Source organism: Actinoplanes sp. NPDC049548, assembly GCF_040676695.1.
Lineage (GTDB): Bacteria > Actinomycetota > Actinomycetes > Mycobacteriales > Micromonosporaceae > Actinoplanes.
This window is the reverse complement of the sequence record NZ_JBFAPM010000008.1, coordinates 243,084-264,424: the sequence shown is the minus strand read 5'-3', so window position 1 is coordinate 264,424 and position 21,341 is coordinate 243,084. Positions and strand designations below refer to the sequence as shown.

Here is a 21,341-nt window from a genome sequence, read left to right as displayed (position 1 = left end):
TGCCCGACGGCGTCGCCGCCGCCGAGGACGCGAGAAACGGAATCGACCATGGTCCGGTCCCGAACGTTCGGTGTTCGGTCAATACCGAACACCGAACACCGCCCTTGCGGGTGAGCGGCCAGGGCACTCTTCCGGAGTTCGGCGCCGCGCGAGCCACCACTGTGGATCGCGGCGCCGAAAAATGTCAGAGGGGGCGACTAGGTTGGTCAGTGCGGATCGGCGCCACGGGGGCGCCGATCCGCGGCACCGCGCAGCAGGGTCTCGGCGGCCTGCCGGGCGCGCTCGTGCAGCTCCGGCGGGGACTCGATGGTGAAGTCGCCGCCGAGCACGCCCAGGATCATCACCGGCCAGCCCAGATCGTCGACGCTCATCCGCATCCGGCTGGTCTCCTCGGTGACCGGTTCCACTGTGGCCCAGTGTCCGACCGTCTGCCGCACCGTCCCCGCCGGGACGCTCACCAGCACCGACACGTCGTATCGGCTGGGTGCGGCGGCCAGCCGCTGCCGCATCCACGCGACCGGGTCGCCGCCGGGGATGTCGCGGGGGCGGAAGCGGGCGCCGGTCAGTGCCGGCTTCGTGAGGCGGTCGACGCGGAAGCTGCGCCAGTCGCCGCGGTCGAGGTCCCAGGCGATCAGGTACCAGCGGCGGCCGAGCGAGACCAGGCGGTGCGGTTCGACGTGGCGGTAGCCGGTCTCGCCGTCGCGGGGGGCGTAGTCGAAGCGCAGTCTTTCCTCGCCCCGGCAGGCCATCGCGATGGTGGTGAGCGAGGCCGCGTCCAGCACCGGGCCTCCGCCGAAGACGCCGGGGGCCGTTGCGGCCTGCAGGGCGTCGATGCGGCGGCGCAGGCGGGGCGGGAGGAGCTGGATGACCTTCGCGAGGGCGCGTACCGATGTCTCCTCGAAGCCGGCGACGGCGCCGGCGGCGGCGGTCCGGAGGCCGACCGCGATGGCGACCGCCTCCTCGTCGTCGAGCAGCAGCGGCGGGACCGCCGCCCCGGCCTGCAGCTGGTATCCCCCGGCGACCCCGCGGGCCGCGTCGACCGGGTAGCCGAGGTCGCGGAGGCGGTCGACGTCGCGGCGCAGGGTGCGGGGGCTCACTTCGAGCCGGTCGGCGAGCTCGGCGCCGGGCCAGTAGCGGTGGGTCTGCAGGAGGGAGAGGAGCCGGAGCATCCGCGCGCTCGTGTTCGCCATGACTCCAGCGTCCTTCCTATTGCGGTCAATAAGTGGCCGGTATGGACCCTAGCGTGGGACGCATGATTCAGACCGAGGAGCTCACCAAGCACTTCAAGGACGTCAAGGCGGTTCAGGGCCTGACGCTCACCGTCCGGCCCGGGGAGCTGGTCGCCCTGCTCGGGCCGAACGGGGCCGGCAAGTCGACCACGCTGCGGATGCTCACTACGCTGATCCCGCCCACCTCCGGCACGGCACGGGTCGCCGGCTTCGACGTGGTGGCCCGGCAGCGCGACGTCCGCCTGCGGATCGGCTACATCGGGCAGGGCAACGGCGCCGGCCACAGCCAGCGCGGGCGGGACGAGCTGATCAGCCAGGGCCGGGCGTACGGGCTGCGGGTCGGACAGGCCCGCCGGCGCGCCGCCGAGCTGATCGACTCGCTGGGGCTGGGCGAGGTCGCGGACCGGACCGTCGCCACGCTCTCCGGTGGCCAGCGCCGGCGGCTCGACATCGCGATGGGTCTCATCCACGAGCCGGGGCTGCTGTTCCTCGATGAGCCGTCGACCGGCCTGGACCCGCAGAACAGGGCGAACCTGCAGGAGCACATCCTCGCCCTGCGCGAGCGGCACGGCACCACGATCGTGCTGACCACGCACTATCTCGACGAGGCCGACTCGATGGCGGAGCGGGTCATCGTCGTCGACCACGGCCGGATCATCGCGGACGACACCCCGGCCGCATTGAAGGCCACCCACGTCGGCGACAGCATCCGGCTGGGCTTCGACCACGAGACCGACGTCGCGGCCGCGGCGGCACGGCTGCGCTTTCCCCGGGTACGGCGTGACGGCCTGACCTTGGAGATCGGCGTACCCGGAGCGCCGCGGCTCGTCCCGGACCTGCTGGAGGATCTGCGCGCCGCCGGGACCGCGGCCGCCTCGGTGGAGGTCACCCGGCCCACGCTCGACGACGTCTTCCTGAGACTGACCGGCCGCAGCCTGCGCGAGGGCGGAGCGGTGGCCGGCACCCGCAGCGACGAGCTGGTGGAGGCCTGAGTCATGAGCAACCTCGTCACCGACACCGGCGTCGTCTTCAGCCGTGAGCTGCGGCCGATGCTGCGCAACCCGGTCACCGTCGTCTTCTCCATGGTGCAGCCGCTGGTCTTCCTCGGCCTCTTCGCGCCGCTGCTGCCCGACGACCTGTCCCTGCAGTGGTTCGTGCCGGGCATCGTGGTGATGTCGTGCCTGTTCGGCACGTCCATGACCGGCTCGAACCTGCTCTTCGAGATCCAGACCGGCTCGCACCAGCGGATGCTGGTCACCCCGCTGCGGCGGCCGGCCCTGCTGCTCGGGCGGGCGCTCAAGGAGATCGTGCCCGTCCTCGCCCAGGCCGCCCTGATCGTGGGACTCTGCCTGCCGGGCAGCTTCGAGCTGCACCTCGCCGGGGCCCTGGTCGGGCTGGCCATCCTCGCGACGTTCTGCCTCGGGCTGGGCGCGCTGTCGTACACGCTGGCGCTCGCGGCGAAGCACCGGGAGTGGCTTTTCTGGACCGTGCAGCAGACGTTGCTCTTCCCGTTGCTGCTGCTCGCGGGCATGCTGCTGCCCATCGCCAACGGGCCGGGGTGGCTGCGGGCGTTGTCGCGGTGGAACCCGCTGACGTACGTGGTCGACGCCGAGCGGGCGCTGTTCAACGGGGAGATCTGGACCTCCACCACGGCGGCCGGCGTCCTCGCGGCGGCAGGGGTCGGCGCGGCGGGCCTGCTCGTCGGGACCCGAGCGATGAAGAACTCCGACTAGGCGTGCGGCCCGCGCGGGCCCGGTGCGGTTACCGTCGGGGTCGATGATCGACAGGACGGGGAGGGCACGACGGATGTTCGGCTGGCGGCTGCGGCGGGAGCCGTACCTCATTCCCCGCACCCTCGGCCGGTTCATCGAGGGCCTCAGCCGCCCCGAGCGCAGCGTTCCCGAGCCCCGGCGGCACAACCCCGACGCCGTCGTCGACTGCGCCGTCTACCACGAGGGCAGGCGGCTGCCGGGACGGCCGCACTACGCCGCCGCCGCTCGGACCGCCCGGCGGCGGCGTGACGCCTTCGTGTGGCTGGGCCTGCACGAGCCGGACGAGGCGACGATGGCGTCGATCGCCAAGGTGTTCGGCCTGCACCACCTGACGGCCGCCCAGGCCGCCTCGGGCGGGCACCGGCCGGCCGCCGAGACCTTCGGGGACGTGGCGCGGCTGGTGCTGCGGACCGCCCGGTACGTGGAGCACGAGGAGCTGACGGCCACCTCCGAGGTGGTCGACACGGGGGACGTGACGGTGCTCATCGGCGCCCAGTTCGTCATCACCATCCGGCACGGGGCGGCCGGCGCGCTCCAGCCCGTACGCGAGGAGCTGGAAGCGCGACCGGCCCTGCTCGCGGAGGGTCCGTGGGCCGTCGCGTACGCGGTCTGCGAGCGGATGGTCGACATATACCTGGATGTCGCCGGGCACGTCGAGCGGGATCTGGAGGCGCTCGAGACGATCGCCTTCGCGGCGGACAAAGCGCCCGATATCGCCCATGTCTACCAGCTGAAGCGCGAGATGGTGGAGTTCAAGCGGGCCGTGCTGCCCCTGCAGGAGCCGTTGCAGCGTCTCCTGGACCGCGGGGTGGTGCCGGACGCGCTCTATCCGTACCTTGTGGACGTACGGGGTCGCCTGGGGCGGGCGGTGGACCGGGTCGCGGGGTTCGACGATCTGCTGAACTCGATTCTGCAGGCCCGGTTGGCCCAGGTCTCCGTCGATCAGAACAATGACATGCGCAAGATCGCTTCCTGGGCGGCCATCGCGGCGGTGCAGACCGCCATCGCCGGGATCTACGGGATGAACTTCGAGTTCATGCCGGGGCTGAAGTGGGAGTACGGCTACTACGCCACGCTCCTGCTGATGGCGGTCGCGTCGGTGGTCCTGTACCGCAGGTTGAAGAAGGTGGGCTGGTTGTGACGATCGCGGAGCCGGAGCAGCGCTGGGCGGAGCTCGGCCGGCAGGCGTGCCGCACGCTGGCACCCCTCTTCTCCGCCGTGGAGCACATCGGCAGCACCGCCGTACCGGGGCTGCCCGCCAAGCCGGTCATCGACCTGATGGCAGCCGTGGACGATCTCGACGACATCAACGACAGCGCGCTGGAGTCGCTCGGTTACCGAGCGCAGCCGACGGACATGCCCGAACGGCTCTTCTACCGGCGTGAGGACTACGACAGCACGGCGTACCACCTGCACGTCGTGACCAGTGACACGTGGGACACCCGCAACGAGCGGCTGCTGCGCGACCACCTGCTCGCCCATCCCGAGGCCCGCGAGCGCTACGCGGCCCTCAAGCGGGAGCTGATGGACCGGTTCGGGCCAGGCGATGCGTATACGCGCGGTAAGACCGAGCTGATCCAGGAACTCACCGATGCGGCCCGAGCCGGGCGAGGACTGCCCTCGGTTCCGGTGTGGGAGGAATAGTCCCAGGTCACACCCGTCACAAACCTCGGCCGTTCGGTCCCGGACCCCTCCCCCGGACCGCACGATCTCCACACCGGACGGAACCCGCGATCTACCCCACTCTGCCGTGGCCGATCAACACACCCCGTAACTACCGTTGCGAGTCGATCACCACGGCTGGGGGCGGTAGTAGGTGGAAAGCACGGTTACTGAGGCCGTACCGGAGAGCCTTGACGCCGGGCCCGAGGGTCCGGGCCGCGGTGGGCTCGTCACCGTTCTGCGGGGTCACCTCGACCTCTTCCTGAACGCCGGCTCGCTCATGGCCACCACCGCCATCACGTCGCTGTTCGGCTTCGCGTACTGGTGGCTCGCCGCGCGCACCGCGCCGGCCGCGGCGGTCGGGCAGGCTTCGGCCGCGGTCTCCGCCATGACCCTGATCGGGACGATCGGGATGTTCGGCATGGGGACCATGCTGATCTCGGATCTGCCCGCGCTCAAGGGCCGCAAGTGGGAGCTCATCAGCACCTGCCTGCTCGTCGCCGGCAGCGCCGCGACGCTCGGCGGGCTGATCTACGTGGGGCTCGCCCACTTCGCCGTCCCCGGGCTGCGGGAAGCGCTCGGCAGCACGGCCGCCACCGTGCTGCTGGTCTTCGGCATCGCGCTCAACGCGATGACGCTGGTGCTGGACGAGGCCCTGGTCGGGCTCCTGCAGGGCCCGATGCAGCTGATGCGCAACGCCTGGTTCTCGGTGATCAAGCTGGCGCTGCTCGGCGGCCTCGCCGTGGCGCCGCTCACCCTGACCGGCGGCGAGCTGCTGCTGACCTGGGTGGCCGGCATGGTGCTCTCGGTCGCGGTCCTGGGCCGGGCACTGCGCCGCAAGGGCATGGTGGATTCGGTACGCCCCCGCGCGTCCCTGCTGCGCGGCCGCGGCCGGGCGACGTTCGACCACAACCTGCTGAACCTGGCGACGTACCTGCCGCGGGCGGCCCTGCCGCTGGTGGTCACCGCCGTGCTCTCGGCCGAGGCGAACGCGTCCTTCTACACCGCGTTCATGGTGCTGTCGTTCCTGGCCATGGTGCCCGGCAACGTGGCGCTGACCCTGTTCGCGGTGGCCAGCGGCGACAAGGCCGCGCTGCGGTCCAAGGTGCGGATGGGCCTGCTGATCTGCCTCGGCGGCGGCCTGCCGGTCTCCCTCGTGGTCGCCGTCGCCGCCGGCCCCATCATGTCGATCTTCGGCTCCGCGTACGCCGACTCGGCCGGCACGGCGCTGACCATCCTGGCGCTGACGTACCTGCCGTTCGTCTTCCACCACTTCTTCCTGGCGATCTCCCGGGTGCAGGGCACCGTCCGCGGCGCGGGCATCTTCTCGGTCTTCGCCGGGGTCGCCGAGCTCGTCGCGGCCTGGTACGGGGGCAGCCGCGGCAGCCTCACGGAGCTCGTCACCTGGGTGGCGCTGGTGATGGCGGCGGAGACCGTCCTCGTCGCCCCGACCGTGCTGCGCGTGGTCTTCGCGAAAGCAGCTCCCGAAGGAGAGAACATCATGTCGAGCACCAGCCTGACCCTGCGCGAGCGCGCGTGGCTGCCGCTGGAGTACATCCGTACCGTCGGCCCGCTGACCGGCGTGACGGCCGAGCGGCTGCGCGCGGCGCTGATCGGGTTGCACGCGGCCGACCCGACGCACCGGGCGGTGTCGCGCCTCGACCGCAGCGGCGCCCGCTGGCTGCACATGGACGCGGAAGCGTTCGCCGAGTACGTGCGGGACGCGGTGACCGACCTCGGCGACGGACCGGCGGACTTCGACGCGATGACCCGGCAGCTGCAGGCCGAGCCGCGCGCCCACCACCCGGTGCGGATCCTCGCCGGAGGCGGGTACGTGGCCATGAAGGTGGCGCACGCGTACGGCGACGCGGGCCCGGTGAACACGCTGCTGCGGGAGCTGGTCCGGGCGGCCGGCGAGGAGCGGGCCGCGGTGATCGCGCCGTCGGTGCGGCACCGCTGGGCGCTGCCGAAGGCGTGGTGGAAGCAGTTCGGCACCAAGCCGGGCCGGTGGAAGCAGGGCCTGAGCTTCGCGCGGCCGCCGCACGAGGAGCCGTCCGCGACCCGTCCCTGGACCGCGAGCCTGACGGTGGAGACCGCCCGCTCGGCCGACGTGCTGGCCAAGATGCGGGTCTGGCGCGACGAGCACGCCCCCGGCGTGACCACGTCGGCCATCACCTTCGCGGCGTTCACCGCGGCGCTGCGGGACCTCGGGCTGAACCCCGACCTGACCGGCGGCACCTTCCTGGCGGACGCGCGGCGCTACGTCGACAAGGGCGTCAGCATCGACAGCAACTTCTGCATGGGCCCGTACCTGATGCCGCCGAGCCTCACCGACCCGCAGGCGATCCACACGACGCTGAAGGCGGAGCTGGCGACCGGCCGGATCCTGACGATGATGCTGCTGCGCGAGGGCAAGATCCTGGTCACCGGTGCGCCCGGCATGCCGGACCCGTACCCGGGTGAGGCGGCGGCGGAGCCGCGGCCCCGCCTGACGTTCAGCAACCAGGGGCGCCACGACGTGCTCGCCGACCTGCCGTGGGCGGCCGAGGCGGCGGGCCGGGTGAACCAGAGCGTCCCGACCCTCAACGGCCCGGAGGGCATCACGCTGACCACCTCGGAGATGGGCGGCGTGCTGCACCTGGAGGCCACGTTCCACGCCTCGACGTACGACCCGGCCGTGGTGGCCCGGGCGCTGCAGCTGGTCTGCACCGACCCGGCCGCCCTGATCATGGCCACTCGCTGAGACTTGCGCGCGGCCGGCCGCCCCCGCCGGCCGCGCGCAACCCCTATCGGGCCAGCACCGGCAGCGTGAGCTCGAAGTGCTTGGTCTTCTCCATGTCGTTCTTGCAGTTCGTGTAGGTGATCGTCGCCTCGATCGGCACGAATGCCGACCGCTTGTAGTGCGCGGTCACGTTGACCGCGGTCCGGTCGATGCGGCCGGGCTTGAGCATGTCGCTCTGCGAGAACGACGTGTACGTGCCGGTGTTACTGGGGTAGCCGACGTCGACCTTGCGGCCCTCGACCACCACCTCGGCGTCACAGATCTTCTTGCCGGTGCGCCAGTAGATGTCGACCCACGTGGGCTCGTGCGCGTCGACGGCGCGTACCCAGTTCATGATCGGGCGGGGCCCATCGCCCGCCGCCGCCGCGGGTGTCCCGATCAGCACCGACGTGAGAGCGGCCACGGCCGCGACTCCTAGAACCTTCCTCATGCCCGGATAGTAGGTCTCATTCCCCAAGCTTCTGGTACATAACGTGCAAACCAACCAGACCGTGCGACACGCTGTCGAAGGCCTCCGGGATCGTAGTCATGATCTCGAAACCCAGGGACTTCCACAGGTGTACGGCGGCCACATTGGATTCCACGACGCAGTTGAACTGGATGCCGTGGTAGCCCTCCCCCCGCGCCCAGTCGAGGACGTACGCCCCCAGCGCCCGGCCCACCCCGCGACCCTGGGCGCCCGGACTCACCATGAAGGACCCGGTGGCGATGTGCGCGCCACGGCCGGGGCGGTTGGGCCCCATCTTGGCGGAGCCGAGGACCTCGTCACCGTCGACGGCCACCACGGTCCGCCCCGGCGGCTGTTCCATCCAGATCGTCCGCGCCTCGTCGCTGTCGAGGCCGAGCGGATAGACGTACGTCTCCCCCGCCTCGACGATCTCCGACCAGAAGGGGAAGATGCTCGGCCAGTCCTGAGCGGTCGCCGTTCTGATGTTCATGGACCGACCCTAGGTCGAACCGGTACGGATACTCATACCGGTGCCGCCGCCGGCTGACAGCATCTCCGGCATGACTCAGGTACGCCGGGAGCCGGCCATCTTGCTCGGTGCCGGGATCGTCGCGCTCGCGGTGTCGGCGATCCGGCCCGCCTCATACGGGACATGGCTGCTCGAGGTGCTTCCCGCCCTCATCGCGGCGCCGGTGCTCGTGCTCACCTACCGGCGGTTCCCGCTGACGCCGCTCGCGTACCGGCTGATCCTGGCGCAGGCGCTGATCCTCATGGTCGGCGGCCACTGGACCTACGCCGAGGTCCCCGCCGGCGACTGGGTACGCGACGCGCTCGGGCTGGACCGCAACCCGTACGACCGGCTCGGCCACCTGTTCCAGGGCATCACGCCGGCCATCATCGCGCGGGAGATCCTGCTGCGCCGTACGCCGTTGCGCCCCGGCGGGTGGCTCTTCGCCCTGGTGGTCTGCGTCGTGCTCGGCATCAGCGCCTGCTGGGAGTTCTTCGAGTGGTGGTCCGCCCTCATCGGCGGGTCGGCAGCCGACGACTTCCTCGGCACCCAGGGCGACGTCTGGGACACCCAGTGGGACATGTTCCTCGCGATGATCGGGGCGATCCTCAGCCAGCTGGTGTTCGGGCGGCCCCACGACCGGCAGCTGAGTTTTGCCCGTTCAAATCACCTGGAACGGCCCGGAGGGCGACGATAGGGGCAATCGGTCGACGAGAGAGGAACGGCGATGTCGCTCAGTGCGGCCCATTCGGCGGCGTTCCGCCGCGAGGCGCCTGTGGAGGGCCGGGTCTGGTCCATCCGGGACGCCGGCGGCTTCCCCGCTCCCCGCGGCGCCATGCCCTTCTGGTCCAAGCGGTCCCGCGCCGAGCGGGTCGTCGGGGCCGTCGAGGCGTACCGGGACTTCGAGGTCGTCGAGATCGCCCTGCCCGACTGGCTCGGCAGCTGGCTGCCCGGCCTGGCGGAGGACGGCCTGCTGGTGGGGGCGAACTGGGCGGGCGCCAGGGCGACGGGGTTCGACCTGACGCCCACCGAGGTCGCCGGCTGGTTCACGGCCCCGCCGACCCGCTGACCACCGGCGACGCCGACAGAGAGGCCGAAGGCGACGGAGAGGCCGACGGCTGTGGACGAGCCTCCAGCGGGCGGGCCGTCACCGTTCGCTTCGGAAGCCGGAAGCGCCAGCCGTCCGCCTTGAGCCGCGGGAGCAGCTCGCGCAGCGCGGCCACCGTCTGTTCCCGGTCGCCGCCGCCGTCGTGGACCAGCACCACCGAGCCCGGCCTGAGCTGCTTCTCGATCCGATCGGCGATCACCCGCGCGCCGGGCCGCAGCCAGTCGTCCGGATCCACATCCCAGCTCAGCGGGGTGTGCCCCAGCCTGGTGCCCTCTCCCGCCGAGGCACCCCAGGAGCCGTACGGCGCCCGGAAGTACGGCACCGTCACACCGGGGTCGGCCGCCGCTATGGCATCGTCGGCCCGCTGGATGTCGGCGCGCGCCGCCGCGGCCGGCATCGCCCCGAGGTCGTCGTGCTTCCACGAGTGGTTGCACAGCGCGTGCCCTTCGGCGGCGATCCGGCGTACGAGCTCGGGGAAGCGCTGCACCTCCTCGCCCACCACGCAGAACGTCGCCTTGATGCGGTACTCGCCGAGCAGGTCCAGCACCTGCGGGGTGAAGGAGGACGGCCCGTCGTCGAAGGTCAGCGCGAGGAGCTTCGGGCCGCTCTTCTTCTTCACCGGGTCACCGGACGGCCGGGTCCGGCCGGCGTCCCCGACACCGGTACGCCCGGCATGCGCGGCCGCCGGCAGCGGACTGACCGGGGTGGCGACCAGCGCGTCCCGCGTGAAGTCCCGCCACAGCTTCGCCGGGACGGTGTCGCCCTGGATCGGCTTGCCGGACGAGTCGCGGATCGGCCCCGGCTGTGCTTTGCCGATCCAGACCGCGGTGGCCAGGTCGGGCGTGTAGCCGGCCATCCACGCGTCCTGGTTGTCCTTCGTATTGCCCCACTGCTGCGTGCCGGTCTTGCCGGCGGCCGGTCGCCCCGGCCGGACCCGGTCGGCCTCCACGACGGCGGCGAGCACCGAGCCGATGTCCGCGGCGACGGCGGGGCTCAGCACGGTACGGCCGCGCGGGTCCGCGGTCCACAGCCGCCGGCCGTGGGAGTCCGTCGCCCTCTCGACGAAGTGCCGCTCGTGCCGTACGCCGCCGGACGCGAAGGTGCCGTAGACCGTCGCCAGGTCGGCCGGCGTCACCGGGTACCGGCCGATGGCGATGTCGGGGCGGGTTCTGCCGGGCCGCGGGTCACCCTTGGCGTCGACGAGCGTGGGGGCGCCCGCGTACCGCTTCGAGACGCCGAGCGCGTGCGCCAGGTCCCGGACCGTGTCCGCGCCGATCTCCTCGGTCACGGCGTAGAAGGGAGTGTTCAACGACTCCACCATCGACTTCTCGAGGGTGCAGTCCGGGCACTGGAGGTTCTTCTGGTTGCGCAGGGGCACCCCGAGCCGGCCCGGAAAGGTACGCGGGGAGCTGCCGTCCCACCGCGACCTGGCGCTGATCCCCCGGTGCAGGGCGGCCGCCAGCACGATCGGCTTGAACGTGGACGCGGCCGGGTGCGCCGCCGAGGCGTCGTCGAAGAATCCCCGGCCCCGCTTCCCGCCGTAGTAGGCGCGTACCCCGCCGGTGCGCGGATCGACCGCGACGAGCGCCGCCCGCAGCCCCGGCGGCTGACCGGCGAGGTGGCCGGCCACCCGGTCGGCCGCCGCCCGCTGCGCGGTCGCATCCACCGTCGTGACGATCGACAGGCCCCGGGTGTGCAGCTCCTGCGAGGAGACGCCGTGCGCGGCGAGTTCCGCCTCGACCCGGTCGATGATGAGCCCGGCCGGGCCGGGACCCTTCACCGACGGCGGTTCGACCCTCGGGTACGCGGGCGACCCGGCCAGCCACCCCAGGTCGCGCTGCGCCTTGACCACCCAGTCCCACCGCTTGCGGGCGGCGCCGGGGTCGTTCGCCGGGTCGAAGCGGTACGGGTCCTTGATGACGGCCGCGAGCACCGCCCCCTGCGCGGGCGTCAACCGGTCCGGAGTGATGCCGAAGTACGCGTGCGCGGCCGCGGCGATCCCCTGAGCGCCCCGGCCGAAGTAGATCGTGTTGAGGTAGCGCTCGAGGATCTCGTCCTTGGAGTACTCCCGCTCCAGCCGGATCGCGAGCGCCACCTCCTTCGCCTTGCGCTCGACCGAGACGTCCTGGGTGAGGAAGGCGTTGCGGGCGTACTGCTGGGTGACGGTCGAGGCGCCTTCCCGCGCGCCCTTGACGTCGGCCACCGCCGCGCGCAGCACGCCGCGGACCGACACGCCCGGGTGGTCGTAGAAGTCGCGGTCCTCGGCGGCGAGCACCGCGGTGCGGACCGCCGGAGGCACCGACGACAGCGGCACGTCGCTGTGGTCCACCGTGCCGACCCGCGCGAGGATCGTCCGGCCGTCGCGGAAGTACAGCGTCGAGGCCTGCGGCGTGGCCGGCGTCGAGGGAATGGGCACCGACTCGACGTACGACTCTGCGACGGCTGCGCCCGTACCGCAGTACAGGAGCACGACCAGCATCAGGCGGATGATGATGCGCCGCCCTGCTTTTTTGATCACGCCGACAAGACGCGGCCGGCCCCCGCATCAGTGGCATTCGATGAGTCGCATATGAGACATGTCTCGTCCGGGCGCATTTCATACCGGGGCGCGGTGGTATTCCCGGTCCCCCACCCCTATGCTTGCCGAACTGCAAACAAGGGGGCAGGGTGCGAAGTCTCGAGATCCTCGTCGTCGACGACGATGACGCCGACGCCTTCATGATCTCGGAGGCGCTGGAGAACGCCGAGACGCGGACGACGGTGAACCGGGTGTCCGACGGCCGGGAGGCGCTGGACTACCTGCGCCGCGTCGATCCGTACGCGGACGCGCACCGCCCGGACCTCATCCTCCTCGACCTCAACATGCCGCGGATGGACGGCCGCGAGACGCTCGCCGCCATCAAGACCGACGACCGGCTCAAGACCATCCCGGTGGTCATCCTGACGACGTCCGGCGCCGACCAGGACATCGCCGCCAGCTACCAGCACCGGGCGAACGCGTACGTGACGAAGCCGTTCACCCTGGACGACTTCGAGTCGACCGTCCGCACCATCGACCGCTTCTACCGCGAAGTGGCCGTGCTGCCTCCGGTCGACTGACCCGGTTACCCGGCAGGCGGGCTGGGTACGTGCTCACGCATGGCCGACACCGATTCCGCCCCCGAGGACCTCGGGGCACCGCAGTCGTTCCTCGTCCTGGCCGACGGCACCCCGGTCTACGACCGCGCGGGTGACCGGGTCGGCACCGTGGAGCACGTCCTGTCCGACGACCGCGAGGAGATCTTCCACGGTCTCGTCGTGAAGACCGGCGACGGCCATCGCTACGCCGCCGCGAACCAGGTCGACGGCATCTTCGCCCACGGCGTGATCGTCGCCGTGCCGGCCGGCGAGCTCGCCGAGCCCAGCGAGGACGCCGCCGCGAGGACCACGGACGACGACTCCCTCGCCGACGGCCTGCGCCGCGCCTGGAACTGGCTCGTCCAGCCGAAGTGACGGGCGGGACCGCGCCTGGAACCGGCTCGTCCGGCCGAAGTGACCGGCGGGACCGGTACAACTGACGGCATGGACGACGAACTCCGCGATGCCGAACGGCGGCTGCAGGCCGCCCAGGTGTCCTCCGACGTCGACGCGCTCGACCGGCTGCTCGACGACCGGCTGGTCTTCACCGGCCCGGACGGCAAGCTCTACTCGAAGGCCGACGACCTGCGGGTGCACCGCGAGGGCACCCAGGTCATCGACTCCCTCCACGAGGAGCACCTGGACGTGGTCGTCGCCGGCGACACCGGCGTGACGTGGTTCCTGGGTCGCCTGAGCGGCAGCATCGACGGCGTGCCGTTCGATGCCCGGATGCGCTACACCCGCACCTGGATCCGGGACGGTGCGGGCGGCTGGCGGATCCTCGCCGCGCACGCCGGCGTGGTGTGAGGCTCGGCACGCTCTGGGTGGCGCCGCAGGGGGGACCGCAGCGCCACCCACCCCCGTGCATCGAGCGGGCCCGATGATGCCCGGTTCCGCTGAAATCCGGATTGATGAAGACTGAAACCCATGTGGGAGTTGCGTCTGCTCGGTCCGGTCGAGCTGTGGGCCGGCGGCCGGCGCGTCGAGCTGGGCCCGGCGAAGCAGCGCGCGGTGCTGGCGGCGCTCGCCGCCGAGCCCGGCCGGGCGGTGCCGCTCGAGGAGCTCATCGACCGGGTCTGGGACGGCACGCCGCCTCGTACCGTCCGCAACGCCCTGCACACGTACGTGCTGCGCCTGCGCCGGGTCTTCGAGGAGATCGGCCCGGACGCACCCCGCCTGGAGTTCCGCAACGGCGGGTACGCCCTGGCCGCCGACCCGGACCAGGTCGACCTCAGCCGCTTCCGTGACCTGGTCGCCCGGTCCCGCCGGGGCGGCCTGGCCCCGTCCGAGGTCGCGGCGTACCTGCGCGAGGCGCTGGCACTGTGGACCGATCAGCCCCTCGCCGGCCTGAGCGGCGACTGGGCCGCGGACCTGCGCGACGACCTGGCCCAGCAACGGCTCGCCGCGGCGCTGGCGCTGGCCCCCGTCGAGCTCGGCCTCGGCACCGCACCGGCCGCCGTGGCGGAGCTGCTGCTCCCGCTGCTGGACGACCATCCGCTGGTCGAACCGCTCGCCGCACTGCTGATCCGCACCCTGCGCCGGGACGGCCGGGAGGCGCAGGCGCAGGCGGTCTTCGCCCGGACCCGGCAACGCCTGCACGACGAGCTCGGCACCGCGCCGGGCGCCGAGCTGCGCCAGGCGATGCAGAGCCGGCCCGCCCCCGAGGCCGGCCGTCCCCGGCAGCTCCCGATGGACGTCCGCGGCTTCACCGGGCGCCGGGCGGAACTGGCCCGCCTCGACGAGCTGCTCGGCCGGGTGGGGCAGGAGGCCGTCGTCGCCACGCTCTCCGGCACGGCCGGGGTGGGCAAGAGCGCGCTGGCGGTGCACTGGGCGCATCGGGTCCAGGACCGGTTCCCCGACGGCCAGCTCTACGTCAACCTGCGCGGCTTCGATCCGAGCGGCCCGCCCGCGCCGCCGGCCGAGGCGCTGCGCGGCTTCCTCGAGGCGCTGGGCGTGCTCCCCCAGCGCATGCCCGCCGACGTGGCCGGCCAGTCGGCGCTCTTCCGGAGCCTGCTCAGCGGCCGCCGCATGCTGATCCTGCTCGACAACGCCGCCGACGCCGGGCAGGTGCGTCCGCTCCTGCCGGGCGCGGCCGGCTGCCTGGCGCTGGTCACCAGCCGCGGCCGGCTGGGTGGGCTGGTCGCGGCCGAGGGCGCCCATCCCGTACGCCTGGCGACGCTCGCGGACGGCGAGGCGCGCGACCTGCTGGCCCGGCGCATCGGCTCATCCCGGGTGGAGGCCGAACCGTCCGCGGTGGCCCGGATCCTGGCCGCCTGCGCCGGCCTCCCGCTGGCCCTGGCCATCACCGCCGCCCGGGCCGCCACCGACGAGGCATTCCTCTCCACCGTGGCCGAGGAGCTGACCGGCGACCGGCGCCGCCTCGATGCGCTGGCCGACATCGATCCCGCGACCGACGTCCGGGCGGTGTTCTCGTGGTCCTACCGCACCCTGGACCCCTCGGCCGCCCGGCTGTTCCGGCTGCTCGCGCTGCATCCGGGCCCGGACGCGGGCCTGGCCGGGATCGCCGCGCTGCTCGGCGTGCCGGCCGACGAGGCCCGTGGCCCGCTGACCCGGCTGGTGCAGGCCAACCTGCTGGTCGAGCAGCCCGCCGGGCGGTACGGCTGCCACGACCTGCTGCGGGCGTACGCGAAGGAACTGGCCGACCGCCACGACCCGGTAGCGGACCGCCGGGCCGCTACCCGGCGCATTCTGGACCACTACCTGCACTCGGCGCTGGCCGGCGACGAACGCCTGTATCCGCACCGGCACCGGTTCCACTACCGCCCCGAGCCCGCCGCGCCCGGGGTCGTCCCGGCCGAGCTGCCCGACGTCCCGGCGGCGCTCGCCTGGTTCGCCACCGAGGAACGCAGCCTGCGCGCCGCCGTCGACCTGACCGCGGCGCAGGGCTTCGACACCCACGCCTGGCTGCTGCCGTGGGCGCTGGCCACCTACTTCGAGCGGCAGTGGAACGGCCGCGACTGGCTCGCCTGCCTGGAGGTCTCGCTGAGCGCCGCGGAGCGCGCCGGGGACGCGTTCTGGCAGGCCCGGACCCACTGCAACCTCGGGTACGCGTACCGCGAGCTGGGCCGCCCCGAGGAGGCCCATCCGCACCTGAACCGTGCCCTCGAGCTCTTCGGTGACGCCGGCGCGGCGGACGAACGCGCCCTGGTCCACCTCAACCTCGGCACCACGGCCCGCCGCCTCGGCCACTACGAGGAGGCCCTGCACCACGGCAAGCAGGCCCTCGAACGGTACGGCCAGATAGACGACCAGCCGGGCATGGCGTCCGCGCTGAACAACCTGGGCTGGTGCCACGTGACGCTCGGCAACTACGCGGAGGCGCTCGCCTACTGCCGGCGCGCGGTGGACATCCAGGAAGAGGCGGCGAACCTGCCGGGGGCGGCCCACTCCTGGGACAGCCTCGGCTACGTGCATCACCACCTCGGCGAGTACGCCGACGCGATCCGGTGCTACCGGCGCTCCCGGGAGCTGTTCCACCGGCAGGGCGACCGCCGCCTCGAGGCCATCATCCTGAGCCATCAGGGCGACACCCATCACGCGGCCGGCGACCCGGCGGCGGCGCTGGAGGTGTGGCGTCAGGCGCTGCAGATCTTCACCGACATCGACCACCCGGACGCGGCGGAGGTGCGGGCCAAGATCCACGCTCAGGCGTGATCCAGGACGTGGGTCACGAACCGGATCATGTCGAGGTGCCGGTGCACCTGGTTGCGGTACTGCGGCTCCCCCTCGCCGGTGCGGATCCGCAGCGCCTCCCGGACGATGCGGTGCCACCGCTGCCCGTACGTCTGCAGGGCGTAACCGGCCGCCTCGGTCTTGGCGGTGACGCGGCCGGCCGCGAGCGTGTGCCGCAGCCGGGCCACCCCGAGCACGCCCCAGGCGGTGGCCCAGTCGCCCGCCCCGGCCAGGCCCAGCGCCGCACGGTTGCGCCACGCGGCCCAGTAGCCCGCCAGGTTCTCCCGCGTCTCCGCGGCGAGCGTCGGCCAGTCGGTGTACACGCAGAGCTCGGCCACCGCCGGCCCGCGGATCGCGATCCCGCCCTGCGCGAGCACGTGCCAGGTGACGAGGTTGCGTTCGAAGCGGGACACGGCCTCCACCCGCCACTCGTGCACCGACGGCCCGTCCGGCACCACGTCCGGATCCCGGCGCAGCGCGTCCTCCGGCAGGTAGACCCCGTCGAAGTCGGTGCCGCCATGGGTACGCCGCAGCCCCGAGTGGATCGCCTCCAGCGCTCGCGGATCCGGCGTGCGGGAGGTGACCGCCACAAAGTCGATGTCACTGGCCCCGGGCCGGTAGTCGCCGAGCGCGAGCGACCCCTGCAGGTAGAGACCCTGCACGAGGCCCGGCTCGTAGCGGTCCGCGAGCGCCAGGTACGCGGTGCAGGTGCGCGCCACGTCAGCGTCGAGTGTGGAGGTCACCGTTGCGACCGTATCGAGGGGTGTCCAGCGGAACACCCGACGCGACACCCGCCGGCGACCTACGGTGAGGTGGTGTGGCGACGACTCATCGTAAGCTCCGTGACCGTGCTGGCCCTCGCGGGCTGTTCGGGCGGCGGCCCGGTGCCCGTGGCCGCGTCGCCCGCCCCGTCACCGGCCTCCTCCGCCGTCGCGGACGACCCGCCGGGAGCGCTGGCCTGCGGCAGGATCGTCGAGGCCGTACGAGCCGGCACCCTCATGCAGCCGGGCGTGGTCACCGGCGTGAGCGCCTCCACCGCAACCGCCGACGCGCCGGTGGCGGACGCGGCGGTCCGCCTCCAGCAGGCGTACGAGCAGGCGGTGAAGGCGCAGGGCAGCGAGGACGAACCGGACCTGGTGGCCGCGGTCAGCGCCGCCGCGGCCGAGATGGTGTCCGTCTGCGCCGACTCCGGGCTGGAGACGGCGGGCTAGGACCGGCCCTAGAGGGCGCTGCCCTTCTTGTAGTCGTCCCAGCTCATGTTCCAGTCGGTCCAGCCGTTGCCGTTCTTGAGCTTGACCTCGGTGTTCTTGACGATGACCGGGTCACCCATCATCGTGCGGTCGAAGAGCCACTTGGCGTTCGCCTCCGAGACGTTGACGCAGCCGTGCGAGACGTTGACGCGGCCCTGGACGCCCTCCGACCACTTCGCGGAGTGGACGAACGAGCCGCTCCACGTGATCCGCTGGGCGTAGTCGATCTCGGTGCGGTAGCCCTCGCCCTCGGGCAGCTCGTCCATGGTGTCGAAGACGGTGTGCCGCTTCTTCTCCATGATCAGCATCGTGCCGCTCCACGACGGCGTGCTCTTCTTGCCGAGGCTGACGGGGATGCTCTTGACCTTCTTGCCGTCCTGCGTCACGGTCATGTGCTTGGTCTTGTTGTCCACCGACATGACGAACGAGCGGCCGGTCTTCAGGTCCACGGTCAGGTCGGAACGGCCGTACCATCCGTCGCCCATGGGCACACCGGCCAGCTGCACCTTGTAGAAGATCTTCGTGTACGGCTTCCAGTAGGTCTTGGGCCGGTAGTGCACCTCGGTGGGGCTGGTCCAGTGCCAGGTGCCCTCCTGCGCCGGCGTCGCGGTGACGACCATCCGGCGCTCGACGTCGGCGCGGTACTTCTGCGGGATGGAGCGGCCGAACCTGACGATCATCGGCATGCCCACGCCGACGACCTGACCGTCGCCCAGGAAACTCGACACCCGCACCAGCTTCGACGGCTTCTTCATGACCGTGAAGGAGCTGGTCGTGGAGCCGCCCTTGTCGCCCGACGGGGTGCCGTTGACGGTCACCGTGTAGGTCTTGCCCCAGCCCAGCGCCTTGGCCGGCCGGAAGACCTTCTCGTCCTTGTCGAGGGTGCCCTTGACCTCGTTGCCGTCGGCGTCCTTGACCTCGACCGAGGTGTTGCCCGGGTCCTCGGTCTCGTACTTGATCTCGGCGATCGCCTTCACCCCGGTCGCGTTCGCGGCCGGCGAGGTGACGGAGACCGTGCTCTGCGTGGGCTGCGGCGAGGGCTGCCCCTCGCCGCCGGGGCCGGCGGAACCGCCCTGCCAGGTGGGGGTCGCGGACTTGTCGTCACCGCTGCAGCCGGCGCTCAGCAGGACACCCGCGGCCACGAGCGCCGCCGCGGCGGTGCGCCACTGCCGTCGTCCGGCCGAGCCGGTCACATTCCGAAGTCTCATGATCCCTCTCACCACGCGTCGTCCCGGCGACCATCATCCGTCATGGATGCCAGGTCACCAATCCCGGATTCGTGCCGCGATCAGTCCTGACCCTTCTGGGCGGCCAGCTCGGCGGGGACGGGGAGAGCACTGCCCTTGACGAACTCTTCCCAGCTCACGTCCCATGCCGTCCAGCCGTTGCCATAGACCAGCTTGTCCTCCGTACCCCGAACGGTGACCGGATCACCGATCAGGGTCTTGCCGAACAACCACCGCGCGTTCGAGGGAGAGACGTTGACACATCCGTGTGACACGTTCCGGCGACCCTGCGCGCCCACCGACCACGACGCCGCGTGGACGTACTGACCGGACCACGTCAGGCGCTGGGCGTACTCGATCTTGGTGCGGTACCCGTTCACGGGCCCCAGCTCGGCGATGGTGTCGAAGACGGTCTCCGCCTTCTTCTCCATGACCACCATGGTCCCGGTGGACGACGGGGTGCTCTTCTTCCCCAAGCTGACCGGCATCGTCCGGACGACCTTGCCGTTCTCGACCACGGTCATCTTCTTCGTCTTGTTCTCGACCTTCATGACCAGGCTCCGCCCGATCTTCGCCGTGGCGGACCGGTCCCGGTCGCCGTACCGTCCCCCGCCGGTGGGCAGCCCGCCCACGGCGATGCGCACGGCCAGCGTGGTGCCCGGCTGCCAGAACTTGGGCGCACGGTAGAAGGCCTGGGTGCCACTCGAGGTCCACGACCAGGTCCCCGGCTGCGACGGGGCACTCTTGACGAACATCCGCTTCTGTACGGCGGCCCGGTCCTTCTTCTTGATCCCGGGGTTGAACTCGACCACCACGGGCATCGCGACACCGTACGTACGGTCGTCGAACAGGTAGAGCCCCGTCCCGGTCTTCCGCCCCGGCGCACCCATGGTGGTGAAGGTGGTCGTAGCGGTCTTCGACTGCCCGGCGCCGTCCACGGCGGTGACCGTGGCCACGTACTTCTTGCTGTTCTTCAGCGGCTTGGCCGGCACCCAGGCGGAACCGTCCTCCCGAAGCTCACCGGCGACACCCTTGCCCTTGTCGTCCGCAAGGGCGACGGTCGCGACCTTCCCGCCGCTGACCTTCAACCCGATCTCGGCGCTGACCGGCACGCCCTTCTTCCCGGTGGCCGGCGTCACACTCAGCTCGAAAGGGCCGGCCCCGCCGCTCTGCACGCCGACGGCCCCGGAATCCGGACCCCCCGACGGACCGGCGGACGGACCCGCACTCGCCACCCAGGCAGCCTGAGCGGGCTTGTCGTCACCCTTCCCACACCCCGCCAGCGCCACCGGCGCCCCGACCACCAGTGCCACGACCGCCAGTAGCGAGCGCCGCCGCATGCCGCCCATCCTCTGCCCCGTTCTCACGTTCCGCGGGCACATCCTGCCCTACCGCGGCAACAGACGGGGCCCACCGGCGGGCGGCATGCCGACGACGATCATGTCCGGCCCCCGATTTCGGGGGCGCCGGATGGTCGTGTTAATGTTTCTCCCGTCGCCAGGCGAGCGCCGCTAGCTCAATTGGCAGAGCAGCGGACTCTTAATCCGCGGGTTGTAGGTTCAAGTCCTACGCGGCGCACCATGGTTGATCAGGCCGTATAGCTTCCGGGCTATACGGCCTCGATCTTTTGTAGGACGTCGGCGTCGACGGCCTGTCCAATTCTTCGAACGCCTGGTCGAGGCCGTGACCTCGGCCGGCGGATCGCACCGGGGCGATCTTGGTGCTTACGCGTATCCCCCGCAGAGATCCACAGGAATACGGTGGGTGACTCGCATGGTGGTCGGGTCGAACGCGATGGCGACGGAGCCCTCCTCGGTAGCGATGCGAACGAAACCGGCTTCGACCGTCAGGACTGCCCGGTAGTCCGCCGACGCCTCCGAGAACAGGCATCCTGCGGACGCCTCCGTGCCGCGTAGGCCGTCTCGGCGGTAGATGACGACGTCCCAGCCGGGCTCGCCCAGTACGGCCTCCCAGGCGAACACCTCGACCTGGTAGCGGCCGTCCGCTGATGAGACGACATCGATCCGGTCACCGTGCCGGCCCGACGACCCGAACCCCAACCCGAAGAAGGTTGCGGCAAAACCGACGCACCCTATGAGGAGGACGGCAAGCCCGGTACCGCCGAACGCCCAGGCGACGGCCGATCGGCTCCGGAGGTCGGAGGGAACGAGCATCGTCACGGCCAGGGCGAGCAGCACCCATAACGCCGGCCCGAAGACCAAGGTGGGAAGGGGATGGTCGTGCAGAACCACGAGGTCGGCCATATTCCCGTACGCCACCGTCAGAAGGACAGCCGCCACGAACGCGACGCCGGCCCGTAGCGGCGCCCGTACCCGTGGCGAAGACGGTGCCATGTTCAGCTCGACCTCGCGCATCGGTTCTCGACCAGGCTCACTCGACGACATGGAGGAGTCCGGCGAGAGTCGGTGGTCCGGGCAGCTCAGGCACCAGCGGAGCCTAAGGTCCACGACCCCCTCGGCACGTCATCCGAACCGCCCTGCGGCATCACCTCTCCGGCCGGGCGAGCGGACCGCTGCAGGCTCAAT

At 71.7% G+C, this 21,341-nt stretch carries 20 protein-coding genes and 1 tRNA gene; 13 read left to right on the top strand and 8 right to left on the bottom strand.

Going from position 1 to position 21,341, the window contains the following annotated elements:
* Positions 1–206 precede the first annotated feature (206 nt).
* Positions 207–1,190: a YafY family protein gene (locus tag AB0J80_RS18640; RefSeq protein ID WP_364706111.1), complete on the bottom strand. Its 984-nt coding sequence runs from the start codon at positions 1,188–1,190 to the stop codon at positions 207–209.
* A gap of 62 nt (positions 1,191–1,252) precedes the next feature.
* On the opposite strand from AB0J80_RS18640, the gene AB0J80_RS18635 reads away from it, so the two are divergent.
* The 5 genes from AB0J80_RS18635 (at position 1,253) to AB0J80_RS18615 (ending at position 7,406) form a co-directional block, all read left to right on the top strand.
* Positions 1,253–2,221 carry an ATP-binding cassette domain-containing protein gene (locus AB0J80_RS18635; protein ID WP_364706109.1) on the top strand — a complete coding sequence of 323 codons (969 nt, stop codon included), beginning with the start codon at positions 1,253–1,255 and terminating at the stop codon, positions 2,219–2,221.
* A 3-nt stretch (positions 2,222–2,224) separates the two neighbouring features.
* A complete protein-coding gene (locus tag AB0J80_RS18630) occupies positions 2,225–2,962 on the top strand; it encodes an ABC transporter permease (RefSeq protein WP_364706106.1) in 738 nt (245 codons plus the stop codon).
* A gap of 43 nt (positions 2,963–3,005) precedes the next feature.
* Positions 3,006–4,142, top strand: coding sequence for a magnesium and cobalt transport protein CorA (locus AB0J80_RS18625; RefSeq protein WP_364706104.1), 1,137 nt, complete (start codon positions 3,006–3,008; stop codon positions 4,140–4,142).
* The gene (locus tag AB0J80_RS18620; protein ID WP_364706102.1) at positions 4,139–4,645 is read left to right on the top strand and encodes a GrpB family protein; all 507 of its coding nucleotides are present in this window, start codon (positions 4,139–4,141) and stop codon (positions 4,643–4,645) included. Before AB0J80_RS18625 ends, AB0J80_RS18620 begins: the two co-directional genes overlap by 4 nt.
* A 172-nt stretch (positions 4,646–4,817) precedes the next feature.
* A complete protein-coding gene (locus AB0J80_RS18615) occupies positions 4,818–7,406 on the top strand; it encodes a hypothetical protein (protein WP_364706100.1) in 2,589 nt (862 codons plus the stop codon).
* Between the two features lie 43 nt (positions 7,407–7,449).
* On the opposite strand, the gene AB0J80_RS18610 is transcribed toward AB0J80_RS18615, so the two are convergent.
* Positions 7,450–7,875: a hypothetical protein gene (locus tag AB0J80_RS18610; protein WP_364706098.1), complete on the bottom strand. Its 426-nt coding sequence runs from the start codon at positions 7,873–7,875 to the stop codon at positions 7,450–7,452.
* Positions 7,876–7,891: 16 nt separating this feature from the next.
* Positions 7,892–8,383, bottom strand: a complete 492-nt coding sequence (locus AB0J80_RS18605; RefSeq protein WP_364706095.1) for a GNAT family N-acetyltransferase — start codon at positions 8,381–8,383, stop codon at positions 7,892–7,894.
* A gap of 70 nt (positions 8,384–8,453) precedes the next feature.
* Here AB0J80_RS18605 and AB0J80_RS18600 point away from each other — a divergent pair, with 70 nt between their 5' ends.
* Together AB0J80_RS18600 and AB0J80_RS18595 are read left to right on the top strand one after the other, a co-directional pair.
* Entirely contained in the window at positions 8,454–9,098 is a 645-nt protein-coding gene (locus tag AB0J80_RS18600; protein WP_364706093.1) for a DUF2238 domain-containing protein, read from the top strand.
* Positions 9,099–9,128: 30 nt separating this feature from the next.
* Complete coding sequence (locus AB0J80_RS18595) at positions 9,129–9,470, top strand: DUF2750 domain-containing protein (protein ID WP_364706091.1); 342 nt, start codon at positions 9,129–9,131, stop codon at positions 9,468–9,470.
* On the opposite strand, the gene AB0J80_RS18590 is transcribed toward AB0J80_RS18595, so the two are convergent.
* A complete protein-coding gene (locus tag AB0J80_RS18590) occupies positions 9,448–11,988 on the bottom strand; it encodes a transglycosylase domain-containing protein (protein WP_364706088.1) in 2,541 nt (846 codons plus the stop codon). The genes AB0J80_RS18595 and AB0J80_RS18590 overlap by 23 nt on opposite strands.
* 188 nt (positions 11,989–12,176) lie before the next feature.
* On the opposite strand from AB0J80_RS18590, the gene AB0J80_RS18585 reads away from it, so the two are divergent.
* From AB0J80_RS18585 to AB0J80_RS18570, 4 genes are all read left to right on the top strand, one after another.
* The gene (locus AB0J80_RS18585; protein ID WP_364706086.1) at positions 12,177–12,608 is read left to right on the top strand and encodes a response regulator; all 432 of its coding nucleotides are present in this window, start codon (positions 12,177–12,179) and stop codon (positions 12,606–12,608) included.
* A 39-nt stretch (positions 12,609–12,647) separates the two neighbouring features.
* Positions 12,648–13,001, top strand: coding sequence for a PRC-barrel domain-containing protein (locus tag AB0J80_RS18580; protein ID WP_364706083.1), 354 nt, complete (start codon positions 12,648–12,650; stop codon positions 12,999–13,001).
* A gap of 69 nt (positions 13,002–13,070) precedes the next feature.
* Entirely contained in the window at positions 13,071–13,433 is a 363-nt protein-coding gene (locus AB0J80_RS18575) for a nuclear transport factor 2 family protein (protein ID WP_364706080.1), read from the top strand.
* 120 nt (positions 13,434–13,553) lie between these two features.
* Complete coding sequence (locus tag AB0J80_RS18570) at positions 13,554–16,301, top strand: tetratricopeptide repeat protein (RefSeq protein WP_364706077.1); 2,748 nt, start codon at positions 13,554–13,556, stop codon at positions 16,299–16,301.
* Here AB0J80_RS18570 and AB0J80_RS18565 read toward each other — a convergent pair.
* Positions 16,292–17,062 carry a nucleotidyltransferase domain-containing protein gene (locus AB0J80_RS18565; RefSeq protein ID WP_364706075.1) on the bottom strand — a complete coding sequence of 257 codons (771 nt, stop codon included), beginning with the start codon at positions 17,060–17,062 and terminating at the stop codon, positions 16,292–16,294. The genes AB0J80_RS18570 and AB0J80_RS18565 overlap by 10 nt on opposite strands.
* Positions 17,063–17,161: 99 nt before the next feature.
* Between AB0J80_RS18565 and AB0J80_RS18560 the strand changes: the two genes are divergently transcribed.
* Entirely contained in the window at positions 17,162–17,530 is a 369-nt protein-coding gene (locus AB0J80_RS18560; protein WP_364706072.1) for a hypothetical protein, read from the top strand.
* An 8-nt stretch (positions 17,531–17,538) separates the two neighbouring features.
* Here AB0J80_RS18560 and AB0J80_RS18555 read toward each other — a convergent pair whose 3' ends face one another.
* A complete protein-coding gene (locus AB0J80_RS18555) occupies positions 17,539–18,777 on the bottom strand; it encodes an Ig-like domain-containing protein (RefSeq protein ID WP_364706070.1) in 1,239 nt (412 codons plus the stop codon).
* A gap of 80 nt (positions 18,778–18,857) precedes the next feature.
* The gene (locus tag AB0J80_RS18550; RefSeq protein ID WP_364706316.1) at positions 18,858–20,144 is read right to left on the bottom strand and encodes an Ig-like domain-containing protein; all 1,287 of its coding nucleotides are present in this window, start codon (positions 20,142–20,144) and stop codon (positions 18,858–18,860) included.
* A 156-nt stretch (positions 20,145–20,300) separates the two neighbouring features.
* Between AB0J80_RS18550 and AB0J80_RS18545 the strand changes: the two genes are divergently transcribed.
* Positions 20,301–20,376: transfer RNA gene (locus tag AB0J80_RS18545), tRNA-Lys, on the top strand.
* A 143-nt stretch (positions 20,377–20,519) separates the two neighbouring features.
* On the opposite strand, the gene AB0J80_RS18540 is transcribed toward AB0J80_RS18545, so the two are convergent.
* Positions 20,520–21,170 carry a hypothetical protein gene (locus AB0J80_RS18540; protein ID WP_364706068.1) on the bottom strand — a complete coding sequence of 217 codons (651 nt, stop codon included), beginning with the start codon at positions 21,168–21,170 and terminating at the stop codon, positions 20,520–20,522.
* Between the last annotated feature and the right edge of the window lie 171 nt (positions 21,171–21,341).

Bases quoted from the DNA above. Each gene is read 5' to 3' on its own strand.
- AB0J80_RS18640 (WP_364706111.1), bottom strand. From the start codon at position 1,190: ATGGCGAACACGAGCGCGCGGATGCTCCGGCTCCTCTCCCTCCTGCAG.
- AB0J80_RS18635 (WP_364706109.1), top strand. From the start codon at position 1,253: ATGATTCAGACCGAGGAGCTCACCAAGCACTTCAAGGACGTCAAGGCG.
- AB0J80_RS18630 (WP_364706106.1), top strand. From the start codon at position 2,225: ATGAGCAACCTCGTCACCGACACCGGCGTCGTCTTCAGCCGTGAGCTG.
- AB0J80_RS18625 (WP_364706104.1), top strand. From the start codon at position 3,006: ATGATCGACAGGACGGGGAGGGCACGACGGATGTTCGGCTGGCGGCTG.
- AB0J80_RS18610 (WP_364706098.1), bottom strand. From the start codon at position 7,875: ATGAGGAAGGTTCTAGGAGTCGCGGCCGTGGCCGCTCTCACGTCGGTG.
- AB0J80_RS18605 (WP_364706095.1), bottom strand. From the start codon at position 8,383: ATGAACATCAGAACGGCGACCGCTCAGGACTGGCCGAGCATCTTCCCC.
- AB0J80_RS18600 (WP_364706093.1), top strand. From the start codon at position 8,454: ATGACTCAGGTACGCCGGGAGCCGGCCATCTTGCTCGGTGCCGGGATC.
- AB0J80_RS18595 (WP_364706091.1), top strand. From the start codon at position 9,129: ATGTCGCTCAGTGCGGCCCATTCGGCGGCGTTCCGCCGCGAGGCGCCT.
- AB0J80_RS18590 (WP_364706088.1), bottom strand. From the start codon at position 11,988: ATGCTGGTCGTGCTCCTGTACTGCGGTACGGGCGCAGCCGTCGCAGAG.
- AB0J80_RS18580 (WP_364706083.1), top strand. From the start codon at position 12,648: ATGGCCGACACCGATTCCGCCCCCGAGGACCTCGGGGCACCGCAGTCG.
- AB0J80_RS18575 (WP_364706080.1), top strand. From the start codon at position 13,071: ATGGACGACGAACTCCGCGATGCCGAACGGCGGCTGCAGGCCGCCCAG.
- AB0J80_RS18570 (WP_364706077.1), top strand. From the start codon at position 13,554: ATGTGGGAGTTGCGTCTGCTCGGTCCGGTCGAGCTGTGGGCCGGCGGC.
- AB0J80_RS18555 (WP_364706070.1), bottom strand. From the start codon at position 18,777: ATGAGACTTCGGAATGTGACCGGCTCGGCCGGACGACGGCAGTGGCGC.
- AB0J80_RS18550 (WP_364706316.1), bottom strand. From the start codon at position 20,144: ATGGGCGGCATGCGGCGGCGCTCGCTACTGGCGGTCGTGGCACTGGTG.
- AB0J80_RS18540 (WP_364706068.1), bottom strand. From the start codon at position 21,170: ATGCGCGAGGTCGAGCTGAACATGGCACCGTCTTCGCCACGGGTACGG.